At 63.5% G+C, this 17,347-nt stretch carries 14 protein-coding genes; 3 read left to right on the top strand and 11 right to left on the bottom strand.

All coding sequences use genetic code 11. From position 1 onward, the window contains the following. The first annotated feature begins 19 nt into the window (after nt 1-19). Nucleotides 20-1,348: an omega-aminotransferase AptA gene (locus tag FNZ07_RS07715; protein WP_091015164.1), complete on the top strand. Its 1,329-nt coding sequence runs from the start codon at nt 20-22 to the stop codon at nt 1,346-1,348. A gap of 64 nt (nt 1,349-1,412) precedes the next feature. Here the strand turns inward: FNZ07_RS07715 and FNZ07_RS07710 are convergent, their stop codons facing one another. The 11 genes from FNZ07_RS07710 to FNZ07_RS07660 all read right to left on the bottom strand — a co-directional run bounded on the left by FNZ07_RS07710 (nt 1,413) and on the right by FNZ07_RS07660 (nt 15,596). Beyond that, on the bottom strand, nt 1,413-2,630 hold the full coding sequence (locus FNZ07_RS07710) for an ABC transporter substrate-binding protein (protein ID WP_091015162.1): 1,218 nt from the start codon (nt 2,628-2,630) through the stop codon (nt 1,413-1,415). 86 nt (nt 2,631-2,716) lie between these two features. Further along, complete coding sequence (locus FNZ07_RS07705) at nt 2,717-6,352, bottom strand: molybdopterin cofactor-binding domain-containing protein (protein WP_091015159.1); 3,636 nt, start codon at nt 6,350-6,352, stop codon at nt 2,717-2,719. After that, nucleotides 6,349-6,897 (bottom strand): (2Fe-2S)-binding protein, encoded by a 549-nt coding sequence (locus tag FNZ07_RS07700; RefSeq protein WP_091015156.1) that lies wholly within the window; start codon nt 6,895-6,897, stop codon nt 6,349-6,351. The genes FNZ07_RS07705 and FNZ07_RS07700 overlap by 4 nt, the downstream gene beginning before the upstream one ends. A gap of 34 nt (nt 6,898-6,931) precedes the next feature. Next, entirely contained in the window at nt 6,932-8,131 is a 1,200-nt protein-coding gene (locus FNZ07_RS07695; protein WP_091015153.1) for an amidohydrolase family protein, read from the bottom strand. A 54-nt stretch (nt 8,132-8,185) separates the two neighbouring features. Continuing rightward, nucleotides 8,186-8,899 (bottom strand): ABC transporter ATP-binding protein, encoded by a 714-nt coding sequence (locus FNZ07_RS07690; RefSeq protein WP_091015150.1) that lies wholly within the window; start codon nt 8,897-8,899, stop codon nt 8,186-8,188. Next, nucleotides 8,896-9,702: an ABC transporter ATP-binding protein gene (locus FNZ07_RS07685; protein WP_091015148.1), complete on the bottom strand. Its 807-nt coding sequence runs from the start codon at nt 9,700-9,702 to the stop codon at nt 8,896-8,898. The genes FNZ07_RS07690 and FNZ07_RS07685 overlap by 4 nt, the downstream gene beginning before the upstream one ends. Further along, the gene (locus tag FNZ07_RS07680; RefSeq protein ID WP_245811573.1) at nt 9,699-11,660 is read right to left on the bottom strand and encodes an ABC transporter permease; all 1,962 of its coding nucleotides are present in this window, start codon (nt 11,658-11,660) and stop codon (nt 9,699-9,701) included. The genes FNZ07_RS07685 and FNZ07_RS07680 overlap by 4 nt, the downstream gene beginning before the upstream one ends. A gap of 71 nt (nt 11,661-11,731) precedes the next feature. Continuing rightward, nucleotides 11,732-12,316, bottom strand: a complete 585-nt coding sequence (locus tag FNZ07_RS07675; RefSeq protein WP_091015144.1) for an amino acid synthesis family protein — start codon at nt 12,314-12,316, stop codon at nt 11,732-11,734. A 66-nt stretch (nt 12,317-12,382) separates the two neighbouring features. Beyond that, nucleotides 12,383-12,973 carry an amino acid synthesis family protein gene (locus tag FNZ07_RS07670; protein WP_091015142.1) on the bottom strand — a complete coding sequence of 197 codons (591 nt, stop codon included), beginning with the start codon at nt 12,971-12,973 and terminating at the stop codon, nt 12,383-12,385. Further along, a complete protein-coding gene (locus FNZ07_RS07665; protein WP_091015140.1) occupies nt 12,949-13,992 on the bottom strand; it encodes a UPF0280 family protein in 1,044 nt (347 codons plus the stop codon). Before FNZ07_RS07665 ends, FNZ07_RS07670 begins: the two co-directional genes overlap by 25 nt. A 5-nt stretch (nt 13,993-13,997) precedes the next feature. Continuing rightward, nucleotides 13,998-15,596 carry a 6-hydroxynicotinate reductase gene (locus FNZ07_RS07660; RefSeq protein ID WP_091015138.1) on the bottom strand — a complete coding sequence of 533 codons (1,599 nt, stop codon included), beginning with the start codon at nt 15,594-15,596 and terminating at the stop codon, nt 13,998-14,000. A gap of 264 nt (nt 15,597-15,860) precedes the next feature. Between FNZ07_RS07660 and fdxA the strand changes: the two genes are divergently transcribed. Next, nucleotides 15,861-16,184, top strand: a complete 324-nt coding sequence (gene fdxA, locus FNZ07_RS07655) for a ferredoxin FdxA (RefSeq protein ID WP_091015136.1) — start codon at nt 15,861-15,863, stop codon at nt 16,182-16,184. Nucleotides 16,185-16,255: 71 nt separating this feature from the next. Next, nucleotides 16,256-17,347, top strand: a complete 1,092-nt coding sequence (locus tag FNZ07_RS07650; RefSeq protein WP_091015134.1) for an NAD(P)/FAD-dependent oxidoreductase — start codon at nt 16,256-16,258, stop codon at nt 17,345-17,347.

Here is a 17,347-nt window from a genome sequence, read left to right as displayed (position 1 = left end):
CACTTCGAGGAGATAACCCGTGACTTCGCGCCCCGTCATCGACGATCTGTCGTCTTTCTGGATGCCGTTTACCGCCAACCGCCAGTTCAAGGCTGCACCGCGCCTGCTGGAATCGGCGAAAGGCATGTACTACCGCACGACCGATGGACGCGAGGTGCTCGACGGCTGCGCGGGACTGTGGTGCGTCAACGCGGGCCACGGCCGCGACGAGATCGTTGCGGCGATCACGCAGCAGCTCAACACACTCGACTTCGCGCCGACCTTCCAGATGGGTCATCCGCTTGCGTTCGAAGCGGCATCGAAAGTCGCGGAACTGATGCCGGCCGGACTCGACCGGATTTTCTTCACGAACTCGGGTTCGGAGTCGGTCGATACCGCGCTGAAGATCGCCCTCGCCTATCACCGTGCACGCGGCGAAGGTCAGCGCACACGGCTGATCGGTCGTGAACGCGGTTATCACGGGGTGGGGTTCGGCGGTATTTCGGTCGGCGGGATTGCGCCGAATCGCAAGACCTATTCGGGCGCGTTGCTCCCCGCCGTCGATCATCTGCCGCACACACACAACCTCGAGCACAACGCGTTTTCGAAGGGGCAGCCGGCATGGGGCGCGCATCTTGCCGACGAACTCGAACGCATTGTCACGCTGCACGACGCATCGACGATCGCTGCTGTCATCGTCGAGCCGGTTGCCGGTTCGACCGGTGTGCTGGTGCCGCCGCAGGGCTACCTGCAAAAGCTGCGCGACATCTGCACGAAGCACGGCATCCTGTTGATCTTCGATGAAGTGATCACCGGTTTCGGCCGCCTCGGCAAGGCAACGGCAAGCGAATATTTCGGCGTCACGCCGGACCTTTTGACGATGGCCAAGGCGATCAACAACGCCGCCATTCCGATGGGCGCGGTCGCCGCGAGTCGCACGATTCACGACACCGTCGTGAACGGCGGCGCGCCTGGCGCAATCGAGCTGTTTCACGGCTATACGTATTCGGCACATCCGGCCGCTGCCGCCGCCGCGGTCGCTACGCTCGATCTGTATCGTCGTGACGATCTGTTCGGCCGCGCCGCGTCGCTTGCTCCGACGTTCGAAGCTGCGGCACACGCACTGCGCGATGCGAAGCATGTGAAGGACGTTCGCAATCTCGGCCTGGTCGCGGGTATCGAACTCGAACCGCGCGACGGCGCACCGGGCGCGCGTGCGTACGAAGCGTTCGTCAAGTGTTTCGAAGCAGGCGTGCTGGTGCGCTTTACCGGCGACATCCTCGCGTTCTCGCCACCGCTGATCGTCAGCGAAGAGCAGATCGCGCACATCTTCGGCACCGTGCGCAACGTGCTTGCGACTGTGCAGTAACGTCGTATAACGGGCCGCCTCGCAAACGAAATCAGCGAAGCGGCCCTACCTGCTCCAGACGCGCTCAGTCCGCCGGACGCATCTTCTTCACATCGGCATCGGGCGGTTGCACGCTCGCACCGTCTACATACCTGAACGACGTCATCACACCCTTGCCGTCCTTCAGCCCGGTCACGCCGACATACGCGCCCATCGTCGACTGATTGTCCTGCGCGCGGTAGACGATCGGTCCGAACGGCGTATCCACGTCAAGCCCCTTGAACGCGGCCGCCAGTTTGTCCGGATCGGTCGAGCCGGCTTTCTTCAGGCCGTCCGCAATCGACATCAGCGCCGAGTACCCCACCACCGATCCAAGCCGCGGATAGTCGTGATACTTCGCACGGTACGCATCGACGAAAGTCTTGTTCGCGGGAGTGTCGATCGAGTACCACGGGTAGCCCGTCACGATCCAGCCAGTCGGCGCTTCTGCGCCCAACGGGTCGAGGTAATCGGGCTCACCAGTCAGCAGCGATACGACACTGCGATCCTTGAATAGCCCGCGCGTATTGCCTTCGCGAACGAACTTGCCGAGGTCCGCGCCGAACAGCACGTTGAAGATCGCATCGGGCTTCGCGTCCGCGAGCGCCTGGGTGACTGCGCCGGCGTCGAGATTGCCGAGCGGCGTCGCCTGTTCCGTGACGAACTGCACATCGGGTTGCGCGGCCTTCAACAATTTCTTGAACGTCGCCACTGCCGACTGCCCGTACTCATAGTTCGGATAGACGAGCGCCCAGCGCTGCTTGTGCAGCTTCGCCGCTTCGGGCACGAGCATCGCGACCTGCATGTAGGTGGATGGCCGTAGACGGTACGTGTATTTGTTGCCGTCGGCCCAGACGATCTTGTCGGTCAGCGGCTCGGCAGCGAGGAAGAAGATGTGGCGCTGCTTCGCGAAATCGGTCAACGCGAGCCCGGTGTTCGACAGGAAGCCGCCGAACAGCAGTTGCACCTGTTCGCGCGCAATCAGCTCCTGCGCGACGCGAATCGTGTCGCCAGGGTTGCCGTTATCGTCCCGCGATACGACTTCGAGCTGCTTGCCGAGCACCCCGCCCGCGGCGTTCACCTGGTCGAGCGCGAGGTTCCAGCCATTCTTGTAGGGGCCGAGAAAGGCGGGCTGCGCCTTGTAGCTGTTGATCTCGCCGATCTTGATCGTCTGCTGTGCAAACGCGCCCGTGGCGGCCAGCGACAGCGTCAACGGAACAAGGCAGCGAGTGAGTTGGGTCATCCATCCTGCGCGCGTGGTCATGCGTTTCTCCGTTATTGGTGGAAATGCGGGAATACAGGAATACGGACTGCTGAAACCGGGTGCGAAGCGTCGTCGTGCGGTGCGGCTTAGTCGGCGTGCGGCGTGGCGCGGATTCGCGCGACTGTCGCTTCGACGTTCCGCCATGCGGGCTTGCCGCCCGCGAACTGCTGCCGCAGGTACGACACGAGTTCGGCGACCTGCGCATCGTTGAAGCTGTCGCGGTAAGCCGGCATCGTACCGAGTTCGGGCCGCGCCGGCGAGCCGATACCGTCGAGTATCACGCGAATCAGATTGTCGGGCACCGCGCCGTGCAGGTTCGTATTGAGCGCAAGCGATGGATGCGCACCGAACAGTTGCGGTCCGCTGCCGGTATGGTGGCAGGCCGCGCAGGCGCCGTCGAAGAGCCGCGCGCCGAGGCCCGTCGCCGTCGATATCTGGCTGCTCGCCTGCTCGTACTCTTGCGCAAGCGCATGCGGGTTCGCGTTCGCTTCCACTGGTGTGAACGACGCTAGGTACGTAGCCATCGCGCGAATATCGCTGTCGGGCAGTTCCGCAAGTTCGCTCACTACCGGCCCCATCGGCCCCGCGGCCACACCGTGCAGCGGTGCGTGACCAAAGCGCAGATAGCTGAACAGTTCGTCTTCGGTCCACGGTATCGGTGCGTCGGACAACGCGGTTAAAGCCGGTGCCTGCCAGCCGTCCGCGGTGCCGCCACCGAGAAACGCCGCACCTGTGCGCTCCGCACCGAATGCGTTGCGCGGCGAGTGACACGCGCTGCAATGCCCGAGCCCGTTCACGAGATACGCCCCGCGATTCCACTGCGCGCTCTGCGCCGGATTGCTTGCGACGGCTGTACGCGTGAGGAACAGGCTGTTCCACACCGCCATCAGCGGTCTCACATTAAATGGGAACGCGAGCGATGTTTGCGGCGGTCGCGAACGTACCGGCGTCTGCGCCATCAGGTACGCGTAGAGCGCTTTCATGTCGTCGTCGGAGACGTTCTGGAACGACGTGTAGGGAAACGCAGGGTACAGGTGCCGTCCGTCGCGATGGATGCCTTGTCGCATCGCGCGCGTAAATGCTTCGAGCGACCAGTTGCCGATGCCGGTCTGTGAATCGGGTGTGATGTTGGTGCTGTAGACCGTGCCGAACGGTGTCGCGAGCGGATGGCCGCCCGCGTTCGGCACGCCGTTGCGCGCGGTGTGACACACCGCACAGTCGCCGGCAGCGGCGAGCAGTTTGCCGCGCGCGATCAGCTCAGGGGCGAACGAACTCGCTAGCGGTGTGGCGATCGGTGCAATCGGTTGCGGTGCGAGCGACAACGCACCGAGCCAGCCCACCGCACCTGCCGCGAGCGCACCGAAAAAGCCGAAACGCCAGCGCTTCTTTCTGCGCGCCCTCGCCTCTTCGGCCTGCGCATCGGCAAGTGCCGCGCGAATTACTTCGGGCGTAAATGGCGGCCGGCGAAACCGCACGCCGGTCGCATCGAACAGTGCATTCGCAATCGCCGCCGCGCCAGGCAGCGACGCAGATTCGCCGGCGCCCATCGGTGGCTCGCCGTGGCGCGGCATCATCACGACGTCGATGACCGGCACCTCGCGAAACGTGAGGATCGGATACGCGCCCCACTCCTGGCTCGTCACCGCGTTATCGCTGAACGTCACACGCTCTTTCAGCGCGCGGCTCGTCGCCTGGATCACGTTGCCGTGAATCTGGTGACGTACGCCGCCGGGGTTCACCATCATGCCGGTATCCTGGCCGACGACGACACGCGTCACCGCCAGTTCGCCGCTGCGCCGGTTCACTTCGACGTCCGCGACCCATGCGGACCATGCGGCGCCGAAACCGGGAAACTTACTGTGTACGTAGCGTGCATAGGCAAAGCCGCGGCCGCGCAGAATGTCGCCTTGATCGGCGGCTTCTGCTTCGCGTGCTTCATCGGGCGATGTCGCGGCGCGCCGCGGAACCCAGTCCGCCCGCTCGGCCACTGCTTTCACCAGATCGATGGCGCGCGGATCGGTTAGATGTTGCAAGCGAAACGCCACCGGATCGATCCCCGCCTGCACAGCCAGTTCGTCGATGAACGATTCGTGTGCAAACGTATTCGGCAATGCCGACACACCGCGCAGCCACGATGCACGCACGATCGGCGGCGTGTCGTCGCAGACGATACGCATCGTCTTGTAGTCGTAGGGCGGCACCGCCGTCCGGTCGCCCATCTCGAACACCTGCGGTTGCGGCGAGATCGTGCCTGTGAGCAGCAGGGCTAGCGTCGGTGCATCGTTGGACGGATAGCGTGTCGAGAAGTCGTAACCGGCAAGCTGCCCTTCGCTATCGAGTGCGCCGCGCACGTCCATCAATTGCGCCGCGCCTTTGGGCTCCCACGCATGTTCGTCTTCACGTGATAGTTGCACGCGCACCGGTACGCCGACCGCACGCGACAGCAATGCCGCGTCGGCCACGACATCGTCCGCGCAGTTGCGGCCATAGCAACCGGACGCGTCCATGCGGACGACTTCGATCTGCGCTTCGTCGAGTGCGAGCAGCAGCGCGAGATCGGCACGCATCGAGTGCGGGTTCTGCGTACCGGACCAGACCTTCAGTGAACCTTCGCGATAGTCGGCAACCGCGCACGACGGTCCGATCGACGCGTGCATCTGGAACGGCCAGACATACGTGCGTTGCAACGTGTCATCGGTCTGTCCAAGCGCCGCGTCGACGTCGCCTTCGATCACGAGGTCGCGCCGCTTCGACGGATTCGCGCGCAACGCGGCTTCGACCTGCTCGCTCGTTTCTAGCGGCGGCAGTTCGTCGTAGGGTTTCCAGCGCACGTGCAGACGGCGCGCCGCCTGTTGCGCGATCTCTTCGCGCTCGGCGACGATCCCGACGAAATCGCGGATCACGACGACCTTCACGATACCAGGCAGATCGGCGATCGATGCTTCGTCCACGTGCAACAACGACCGACCGATGAAGTCGCCCTGCGCGACGCCCGCATACGGCGGCCGCACCACGCGGCCATGCAGCATGCCGGGCACGCGGACGTCGTGCACGAACACCGGCTCGCCGGTAGCTTTCGCGGGGATGTCAATACGCGGCGTACTACGGCCGACGACCCGGTAGTCGTCAGGCGACTTCACCGGCGTATCGAGCACCAGTGGCAATTCGATGCGGCGCCCCGCGATCAGTTCGCCATAGCCGATGCCTTGTGCGGGTGCCGCGTCGCGCGGATAGACGACGCCGTCGCGCACCGCCAGCGCTTCGGTGTCGAGTGCAAAGTGCTTCGCCGCCTCAGCGACGAGAAAACGGCGTGCCTGCGCTGCGGCGGCGCGCAGCGGCACAGCGGAAATCTGGATCGTCGCGCTCGCAATGGTTGGCCCCTGGTTCGGCGCCTCGCGCGTATGGCCGAGCACGATCGATACGCGCGTCAGCGGCACGTCGAGTTCTTCGGCAACGATCTGCGCAAGCGCTGTGCCGATGCCGGTACCGAGATCGACGTGGCCGTTGAACGCGACAACGCTACCGTCGCCGCGTACGACGACGAACATCTCGGTCTGCGTCGGCACAAACGACGAGCGCGAACCGGGCTGACCCGGCGCGGGCTGCACCGGTGCCTGCGGCATGCGCGTGATGATCAGCACGTTCGAGGCGAAATCGAGCCGCTGCGGCGAAGTTGAACCAGGCTGTGGATCGCGCGGTACGCCGAATTCGGGGCCGGTCACGAGCGATCTCCGGCGATGTGCTCAGGCGGGCGTTGGTCTGCGAGCGCCGCTTGATGCGCCTTGTCGCGTGCCTCGGCCAGCAACTGCACTGCACGCTGCACCGCGCGCAGGATCTCGACGTGCGTACCGCAGCGGCACAGATTACGCGACAGCTCACGCCGGATCGTGTCGAGCGCAGGTGTCGGGTCGCGGTCGAGCAGCGCCTTCGTGGTCATGATCATGCCGTTCAGGCAGTAGCCGCACTGCGCGGCCTGTTCGTCGATGAATGCCTGCTGCACCGGATGCGGCGCGGCGCGTGTACCAAGCCCTTCGAGCGTCGTAATCGCACGCCCCTGTGCGACCCGCGCCGTCGTCACACACGAGCGCGTCGGCATGCCGTCGAGCAGCACCGTACACGCGCCGCACTCGCCGAGCCCGCAGCCAAACTTCGGCCCGTTCAACGCGAGATCGTTACGCAGCAAATACAGCAGAGGTGTATCGGGATCGGCGGCGAGCGTGTGCGACGCACCGTTCACATCGAGCGTCAGGGTAGCGGTGCGGTTCATCGCGGGCGGCGGCGTAGGCGTAAGCGCGCCGTGCCTACAGGACGACCGGTACTTCGGTCGCGGGCGGCGTATTGCGGCTGCGACGACAGCGGATCAATCCGTCGATCATCACCATCCCCACCCCCGGAATATCGCCGAGCTGCACGCTTTGGAGCAGCGTCGCGCCCGCGGTGTGCTGCGCGCGATCCATGAACACGAGATCGGCGGGACGGCCCACTTCGATCAACCCCTGGCGCAGATTGCGTTGGCGCGCGGTGTTGCCGGTCGCAAAGCAGAAAGCGATTTCGGCGGGCACGTCGGCGAGGCTCGAGATCAGCGCGATCATCCGCAGGATGCCGAGCGGTTGCACGCCCGAGCCAGCCGGGCTGTCGGTACCGAGGATGATGCGATGCGGGCACTTCAGTTCGATGGCGTGACGCGCTGTAAGCAGTGCAATGCGTTCATTGCCGTTGTGGACGATTTCGAGCGCGCGGCTCGATTGCTCGCACAGGTCGCACACATGACGATATGACAGCGACGTATGGCCGCCGTTGATGTGGCCAATCACGTCGGCGTCGGCGGCAAGCACGACGTCCTTGTCGATCAGGCCTGAGCCGGGAATCGACGGACCGCCCGTGTGAATCGTGCTCTGGATGCCGTACTTGCGTGCCCACGCAACCATCTGCGCCGCTTCCTCACCGGCTTTCACGCTGCCGAGTCCCACTTCGCCGAGCAGCTTCACGCCCGCCTCGGCAAGCTCCTTGAAGTCGGCTTCGACCATGCCTTTTTCGATGATCGGCGCACCCGCCAGCACTTTCACGCCGCCGCCCACGCCCGCCCCGCGCATCCCTTCGAACGAACGTTGCGCGGTAATCGCCAGCGCCTTCACACCGACGATGTCTTTCGGGCGGCCGGGCAAATGCACCTCGCCCGCAGAGATCATCGTCGTCACGCCACCGTTCAGGTTCGACTCGATCCAGCCCATCTGATTCTGTCGCGGTGTCCAGTCGCCGAACACCGGGTGCACGTGTGAATCGATCAGACCAGGCGCCACCGCTGTGCCCTTGCAATCGATCGTCGTCAGCGCGCCTTCCGTGTCGCAATCCTTTTCGCGGCCGATTGCAACAATCGCCCCGTCGTCGATCACGAGCGTGTCCGCATCGAGTACGGGGTGATCGATATCGCCCGACAGCAAGAGGCCGATGCGCTTCACGACGACCTTGCCCGATGTGCCTGCCAACGTCTCAACTGCCATCTGTTCCTCCTTGTGCGACGACGCAGCGCGGTGTGGAATACCGTGCTGCCGGCGTCAGACGCTCAGATACGCGCGCCTGACCGTTTCGTTCTTTGCGAGTTCGTCGATCGTCCCGCTGAAGCGGATCTGCCCTTTTTCGAGCACATACGCGCGGTCGCTCACGAGTTCGGCGAAGTGCAGGTTCTGCTCCGACAGCAGGATGGAGAGCCCCTCGCGTTTGAGTTCGAGAATCATGTTCGCCATCTGCTCGACGATTACGGGAGCAACGCCTTCCGAGGGCTCGTCGAGCAGCACGAGATAGGGATTGCCCATTAGCGTGCGCGATACGGTGAGCATCTGCTGTTCGCCGCCGCTCATCTGTCCGCCGGGACGCTGCGGCATTTCGCCGAGATTCGGAAACAGGCGGAACAGTTTGTCGGGCGTCCATTGCGGTGCGCCTTCGCGCGGCGGTTGACGACCGGTATCGAGGTTCTCCATCACCGTGAGATCGGCGAACACGCGCCGATCTTCCGGCACGAAGCCCATACCCATGCGCGAGATGCGGTACGGCGGCAGCGCACCGATATCCGTGCCGCGAAACGTGACGTGGCCCTGGCGCCGCGGCAGCAGACCCATCACCGCTTTCATCGTGGTCGATTTGCCAGCGCCGTTGCGGCCCATCAGCGCGACGACTTCGCCTCGGCCGACTTCGAGATTCACGTCGAACAGGATATGCGCGCGTCCGTAGAACGCATTAAGGCCGGATACTTTCAGCAGCGCTTCGCTCATTGCAGCGCTCCCTGGTTCGTCGGCGCGGCCGCGTGATTCAACGCTGCACGCGGCTGGAACGTCTTACCCGTGCCGAAATACACTTCCTGCACGCGCGGATCGTTGCGAATCGTGTCCGCGTCACCTTCGGCAATCAGTTTGCCGCGCGCGAGCACGATCATCCGGTCGGCGTACGCGAACACCACGTCCATGCTGTGTTCGGTGAACAGCACGCCGATGTTGCGCTCAGTGACCAGTTGCCGCGTAAGCGCCATCAATGCGTTGCGCTCCTTCGGTGCCATGCCTGCGGTCGGTTCGTCCATCAATAGCAGTTTCGGCCGGTTTGCGAGCGCGATGGCGAGTTCGACGCGCTTCACGTCGCCATAAGCGAGCACGCCGCAGGAACGATTTGCATCCGCGGCCATGCCGACCTGTTCGAGCAAACTGAACGCTTCGTCCGCATGCCACGAGCGTGCCGGTTTCCACAAGCCAAACAACTTGCGTTCGTACGACACCAATGCCATCTGCACGTTTTCGAGCACGGTCATCGAGTTGAAGGTGGCCGCGATCTGGAAGGTCCGGCCCACGCCGAGTCGCCAGATATCGCGAGGGCGCATACCGACCAGTTCGTGACCGTCGAGCTGGATCGATCCCGCCGAAGGACGCAGTTGTCCGTTGACCATGTTGAAGCAGGTCGACTTGCCCGCGCCGTTCGGTCCCAGCAGCGCGAGCAGCTGGCCTGCGGCGAGATCGAAGGACACGCCGTCGACAGCCGTCAATCCGCCGAACGATTTCGACAGCCCGGTTACGCGCAGCAGGCTCATAGGCCCTCCTTCATCGCTGCTGCGGCCGACGCAGTTGCACCGGCCTCAGAAGAAGGATGCGCGGCACCATTCTTCGGCTCGACGTCATCGTTGCCGAACCGCTCGCGCACAAAACCGACGATACCCTGAGGAAACGCGATCACCAGCAACAGAATGGCGAGCCCGAGCAACGCCTGCCAGTAGTCGGTTTGCCGCGCAACCGTGTCCTGCAGCCAGGTGAATACCGCGGCGCCGACCACCGGACCGGTCAACGTTTGCAAACCGCCGAGCAGCACCATCACGAGCCCGTCGACGGAGCGGCTCACGCTGATCACTTCCGGCGAGATCGTTCCTTTCGAGAATGCATACAGCGAACCGGCAAGGCCGCAAAACAGCGATGCGATCACAAACGCGGCCCATTGCACGCGCTTCACATCGATACCGATCGCTTCGGCACGCAGTACCGAGTCGCGCGACGCACGCATCGCGTAGCCGAGCGGCGAGAACAGCATTCGACGCAAAAGCCACACGCCGAGCGCAACGCATGCAAGCGTCAGGTAGTAGTACGCAACCGGCGAAGACAGCCAGTTCGACGGCCAGAGACCAAGCAAGCCATTGCTCCCCCCCGTCACGTCATCCCACTGGAACACCACCGACCACACGATCTGCGCAAACGCGAGCGTCAGCATCGCCAGATAGACGCCGGATAGCCGCACGCAAAACCAGCCGAACACGATTGCACCGCCAGCCGCGAGCAACGGACCTAGCAGCAGTGCGACCTCCATCGGCAGAGCAAGCACTTTCAGAAACAACGCAGCGCCATAAGCACCGAGCCCAAAATAGGCTGCGTGTCCAAACGAATGCATCCCGCCGGGCCCCATGATGAAATGCAGGCTCGCAGCGAACAGCACGGCAATCAGTATTTCGACGAGCAGCACCGGCATATACGGAAACGCATTGGCCGCGAGCGGTGCGAGCACCAGTACTAAAGCTACGAACGCCGCAAGCCAGCGCAAGCGTCGGCCCGCGGGCCGCAGCGGCGCTTCCGGCGCGGCCATCGCGCGAACGGCAGCGCTGGCACGACCGAGCAAACCCCACGGCCGCACGACAAGCACGATCGCCATCACGACAAACTCAGCGACGAGTGTGAACCGGCTCAACGACAGATCGATTCCGCCGATCGACACATGTCCAATACCGATGCAGAGCGCCTTGATTTCCGCGATCAGCAGCGCCGCGACAAAAGCGCCCGGAATCGAGCCCATCCCGCCGACTACGACAACGACAAACGCATTGCCGATCGTATCCAGATCGAGTGAGAGATTCGCGGACATGCGCGGCCCCTGCAATGCACCGCCGAGCCCCGCGAGAAACGCACCGGCGAAGAACACACCGGTAAAGAGCCACGCCTGATTGATGCCGAGCGCGCCAAGCATCTCGCGATCCTGCGTCGCGGCACGCACCAGCGTGCCCCAGCGCGTGCGCGTCAGTGCGTACCAGAGCAGCAACAGCACGACAGGTCCGATCACGATCAGCAGCAGATCGTAGGTGGGCGCTGCGTGCCCGAGCAGATTCACCGCGCCGGCCAGATGCGGAGCGCGCGGCCCAAACAGATCCTCCGGACCCCAGAGCCACAACGTCGCATCGCGGAAGATCAGCACGAGCGCAAACGTCGCGAGCAGATGGAACAGTTCAGGCGCCTGGTAGATGCGTCGAAGCACGACGAACTCGACGAGTGCGCCGAGTATGGCCACGGCGAGCGCGGCGCCGAGCACCGACAGCCAGAACCCGCCCATCGTCGCGCCGAAGCGGCTCGTCAACGTGTACGCGACATAGACGCCGACCATATAGAACGAGCCGTGCGCAAAGTTGACAATGCGCGTCACGCCGAAAATCAGCGACAGACCCGCCGCGACCAGAAACAGCGCGGACGCATCGGCGAGTCCGTTGACGAGTTGTACCAGAAGATTCGAAAGCATCGGGTCCTCAACGACTTCCTGGAAGGCACATCGACCGCACGTACACGGCTGGACACTACCAGCGAAATAAATCAGCGCAAACCGTCTTCGCCCTTGATCTCGCTCGCCTGCAATCCACCGATGCGCGCCAACGGCCGGCCACCCGCCGTCACTGCGACTGCGACGACGATCTCGTTCGCACGCGGCGCATCGGCGACGCGTGCCTCGATCGCATCGAAATGGCTACGCACGTATGCAGCATCCTTGTGGCCGAGCGGCACGTCGATGGCGGTGCCGAGCGTACCCATCTTCTTCGCCGACGGCACGAGCGCCGCGCCCTTCTGCACAGCCGCGCGCAACGGTGCACCGAGCTTCGGATGCAGGATCGCCGCGGCGTGTTCGAGTTCGCCCGCTTCACCGACGATCGCTGCCTTGCCGTAACTCTGCGCCTCGCCCGGTTCGATGCCGAGCGCTTCGACACAACGCTGACCGAGCAGGCCGCCGAGTTCCTCGCCGGCTTCGATCAGTGCATCGAGCTGCGGCACATAGCGGCCCGCGTACGGATTGTCGATCACCGCGATCGCCACCGCGCGACGCAGCGGTGGATCGATGGTCTGGCCCATTTCGATGCGCGTCTCGTCCACCTGCACGATCAGCTTGCGAAGCTTGATTGCCATATTGCTCTCCTTCTATCGATTCGTTCTATAACGAGGCTGTCCTGGCGATGCGGTGCATACAACAGGTCAGCGCAGCCCGTCCTTGCCGGCGATCGCTTCTTTCGCCAGGCCGCCCACACGCGCATGTACGCGCTGCCCCGTGCTCATCGCGAGGATATAGACGATTTCGTCCGCGGCGGGCGCGCCGGGCACACGCACTTCGATTGCGTCGAAGTGGCTGCGCACGTAGCTCGCGTTAACGTGGGTCATGGGTACATCGAGTGCCGTTGAGGGCGCCCCAACCTTCTTCGCGGATGGCACGATTGCGTTGGTCGGTACGCCATTTTTCTCAAGCAGCTCGCGCATCGCATAGCCGCCGGGAACGTGCCACAGCGCACCGTGTTCGAGCTCGCCCGCCGCGCCGATGATGGCTCCCTTGCCATAGCCCTCGATCGCAGCGTGCGGAACCGCCATCGCCGCAAGCAACTGGCCGGCGAGCGTCACGCCAATCGGTTTCAGCAGTTCCATCGCGTGCTGGATCTCGGGTTCGTAGCGGCCGGCAAACGGGTTCTTCATCACCGCGGCCAACGTGCCGCGTCTAAGCGGATGCGCGGGCGGCGGACCGAACTCGTGAAAAATGTCTTCGACGTGTGTCAACACGCGGCGTATTTCAAACACGATGCCTCCGGTGAGTGAGGATGGCGGCCCGGACCTGCTGCGTCCGGCGGCGCGAAAATGGATTCGGTGAATCGTGACGCGACGTGGCGAACGTCGTGTTCGGGAAAGCCTACGGTACGCGCGCTATGTTGCAGGAATAGCGCTGCGCCTTCGATCGTGCCATCGTCGCACAACTGCTGCGCTGTTTGCGCGCCGCGTGTGAGGGCGAGATCGATCGACGGTTGAGGCAACGGCGGTACATCGACGGTGACGGCCAGATCGCCGAGATCGCTGTCGTCTTTCAGTGACGACGCGGGGCGCCGGACGATGCTCGCATCGTCCAGGTTGATTGCATTTGCAACGATCGTCGCCGACGCATCTGCAACAGCCGCCGTGCGTGCCAGCACGGTGGCGCTGTCGGCGATGCCGAGACTGAAGCTGCGCCCGCGCCAGCCGCTCGTTGCGATGCCGCGCACAGCCATCGTCGCGTCGAGCGTCAGGCTGCCGTCGAGTGCTGCTTGATGGTTTGGGCCGAGAAATGCCGAGAGATCGGCGAACACACCGATCCTGTAATGCTGGCCAGCGGTGAGATGCAGCGCGATGTCGCCGCCGTTGTTCACGAATGCGCGCGCGACGCCGGGCCGCATGAACGCCTGGATCAGCTCGTCAGCAACGCTGCCGGCTACCGCTGCCATTGGCGTGATGTAGTTTGCGCGATGCGGATGACATGCGGACCACATGCGTCGTGCAATCGGTCCCTGGCATGGGTTGTCTTCGTATGTCGACGTTTGCGGTACTCGTGTACGCAGCAGCGGTAGTTCTGTAACGAGTTCGCCGAGTACGACCGTGAAGCGCTGCCAGCAAGCATCGTGCGCGGCGAGTACCGCAGCCTCGTCGCCATCGGCGCCGACGATCAGATCGATCGGTCCATGCTGCAGATGCCAGCGGCCATCGTCGAGACGCCTGCGCGTCGCACCGCTCGCAGCCGTTTCGGTTGCGGTTGCGGTGTGCGCATGCGTGCGGGCAGTGACATTGGACATCGTGCTTATCCGAGCATCGGTGGCATACCGAGCGGCCACGGGTTGTCGGGATGACGAGCAAGCGTGCGGCGTGCGAGCGGCGCGCCTTCGAGATGCTCAGGCCCATGCGCAAGCACGTCTGCAAGCGGTCTGATCGCATCCATGTGACCACCGAGCTCGCGATAGGCATCGAGCGTCATCGAGAATTCGATCGGGGCGACGATCGCCGGTGTCGGCACGGTGCCAAACGAACGATCGGGCATCCGCGCCACATCCACCATGACTGTGATGCCACCGCCGGGCCATACATAGGCGGGCGCACCGCCGCATGTCACGTTGACGAGACGCTCCTTGATCGCACGCGTGAGACGCACCGGGTTCTCGGTCGCGCCCGCGCGCAGACTGCCGCCCGCACCGCCAATGAACAGCACGGTGGCCAGCGACGGCTCGCAGTTCTCGCCGATCCGCTCGACGGTCTGACGTACGGTGTCGGGCATCTGCGCGGGCCGCGGCACCAGGTCGCTGTCGAGTTCATACCATTGCGCGTGTTCGCCGGTCGTCGACACCATCAAGATGCGCATGCCGGGACGTGCCACTGCCGGATCAAATCCTTCGACGATCGCGAGCGGGTCCTGGATGTCGGTGCCGCCCCAGCCGGTGCCGGGGTTTGCCACCTGAAAGTAGCGGCCCGGTGTCGATTTGCGGCCACGGATTTTCAGACCCGAGCGCGTCATGCCGAGACAGCGCCCTGCCTGATGCTCTGTCAGCACACCGGTAATGTGATCGTCGACGACGACGACTTCGTCGACATGACCGAACCACTGTTTGGCAAAGATGCCGATCGTGGCCGAACCGCAACCCACCCGCATACGCCGCTCTTCGACACCATCGACAACCGGCGCAGCGCCTGCGCGAATCACGAGGCTCGCACCGCCGTCGATCGTCAGTTCAACCGCTTCCTTGTTGCCAAGCGCGAGCATCATGTCGCAGGTCACGCGCCCTTCTTTCTTGCTGCCGCCCGTCAGGTGGTGCACGCCGCCAAGGCTCAGCATCTGCGAGCCGTATTCGGCGGTCGTCACGTGGCCGACGATCTCACCATGGCAACGCACATTCGATTGTTCCGGCCCGAGAAAGCGGTCGGTGTCGATTTTCACCTTGAAGCTGCAGTAGCTGAAGATGCCTTCGGTGACGACCGTCACCATATCGACGCCCTCATGCTGCGACGACACGATGAACGGCGCGGGCTTGTAGTCGGGGTAAGTGGACGATGCGCCAACACCGGTTACAAATAACGGAGCGCTGTTGTCGGCACTGGTCTGCGCCTGCGCATCCGCACCTGCGCTAAAACCGATCGCCGTCGGCTCAGTCGCATCGGTCGCGCGCGACACGAAACACACCGGGTCGACGCGGATCAGCCGGCCATCCGCGTTCGCATAGCGATCGCAGGCGCCGGTGCGCCCTTCCGATATCTGGCACAACACGGGGCACGCATTGCATTCGATCTTGTTCACCGCCATCCGCTCGCTGCGCGGCGCGGCTTTTTCGAGCACGGTCGGACCGGGCGTCGTGGCAGTAGCGCCATCGACACGATCTGCACCGAAATCGACCTTCGTATGTTCAGTCATGGGTGGGGTTCCATACGACGACATTACATCAGGTCCTGCACAGCGAATGAAAGCACCTTGTTTCAGGACACTTTCTCGCAAAACACAGCATCTGCAATTTTGAAAAATGTTGCGGTCACTCACCGTTCGTGTAGTATCCGCTACACCAAACTTGCTTGAAATCTACTCGATCAAAATAGACTGCGCAACGTCTTTTCCCCACCCGGTTGCGATGCTGCGCCGCGCCATTTCGCGCGTCTCGCACCGTGCAGAAGGAGTCTTGCCGTGACTCATGTCGTAACCGAGGCCTGCATTCGCTGTCGTTATACCGATTGCGTCGATGTGTGCCCCGTGGATTGCTTCCACGCCGGGCCGAACATGCTGGTGATCGACCCCGACGAATGCATCGACTGTGCGGTGTGCATTCCGGAGTGTCCGGTCAATGCAATTTACGCCGAAGACGATCTGCCTGCAGGGCAGCAGGCTTTCGTCGCGCTCAACGCGGAGCTGGCAACCGTCTTTCCTGTCATCACTAAAGCCGTGCCGCCACTGCCCGATGCCGACGCGTGGAAAGACGTGACGGACAAGCTGCCGATGCTGGAACGCTGAAGCGCACGGCCGTACGCTTCAGCGTGTTCTCTCGCTGTTGTTCCTTCAACCTTCCCCTCTGAGGAGAAACCATGAACGAGGTCGTCGATCAACCGACTCAGCCCGTCACCCGCGCCGAACCGCCAACGCCCATCGAAACCGACGCATTGATCGTCGGTGCCGGGCCGGTCGGCCTTTTCCAGGTGTTCGAACTGGGCCTGCTGGAAATTCGCGCTCATGTAATCGATTCGCTGCCGGTGGTCGGTGGTCAGTGCGTCGAGTTGTATCCGGACAAACCGATCTATGACATTCCCGCCGTGCCCATGTGCACTGGACAGGAACTCGCTGACAACCTGATGAAGCAGATCGAGCCGTTCGGCGCGACGTTTCATCTTGGACAGGAAGTACAGACTGTCGAGCGTCTCGACGACGGACGCTTCTTTGTGCGTACGAGCAAAAACACCGAATTCATCACGAAGACCATCTTCATCGCCGCCGGCGTCGGCTCATTCCAGCCGCGCACGCTGAAAGTGCCCGGTATCGACAGGCATCATGGGCGGCAGCTGTTTTACCGGGTACGCGACCCCGAACTCTTTCGCGACAAAGACATCGTAATCTGCGGCGGCGGCGATTCGGCGCTGGACTGGGCACTCAATCTGGTCGACGTCGCGCAAAGCGTCGTGCTCGTGCACCGGCGCGACGATTTCCGCGCGGCGCCTGCTTCGGTGGCGAAGATGCGCGCGCTGTGCGACGAGATGTCGATGCAATGCCTGATCGGCCAGGTCAACGGTTTCGAAGATCGCGGCGACGCGCTGCATCGGCTCAAGGTAACGGGTGGCGATGGCGTGACACGCACGCTCGAACTCGATCACCTGCTGGTTTTCTTCGGCCTGTCGCCACAGCTTGGCCCGATTGCGCAATGGGGTCTTGGCATCGAGCGCAAACAGATCGGCGTCAACACCGAGAAGTTCGAGACGAACGTGCCGGGCATCTTCGCCGTCGGCGATATCAATACCTATCCGGGCAAGAAGAAACTGATCCTGTCGGGCTTTCATGAAGCGGCACTCGCCGCGTTCGGCGCGGCGCCCTACATCTTCCCGGACAAGAAGATCCACATGCAGTACACGACGACCAGCACGAAGCTGCACAAGGTGCTAGGCGTCGAAACGCCAGTGTTCGATTGA

Origin of the sequence: Paraburkholderia megapolitana (assembly GCF_007556815.1) — a bacterium.
Classification (GTDB): domain Bacteria; phylum Pseudomonadota; class Gammaproteobacteria; order Burkholderiales; family Burkholderiaceae; genus Paraburkholderia; species Paraburkholderia megapolitana.
The sequence above is the reverse complement of the archived record's forward strand: the minus strand, read 5'-3'. Positions and strand labels throughout refer to the sequence as shown.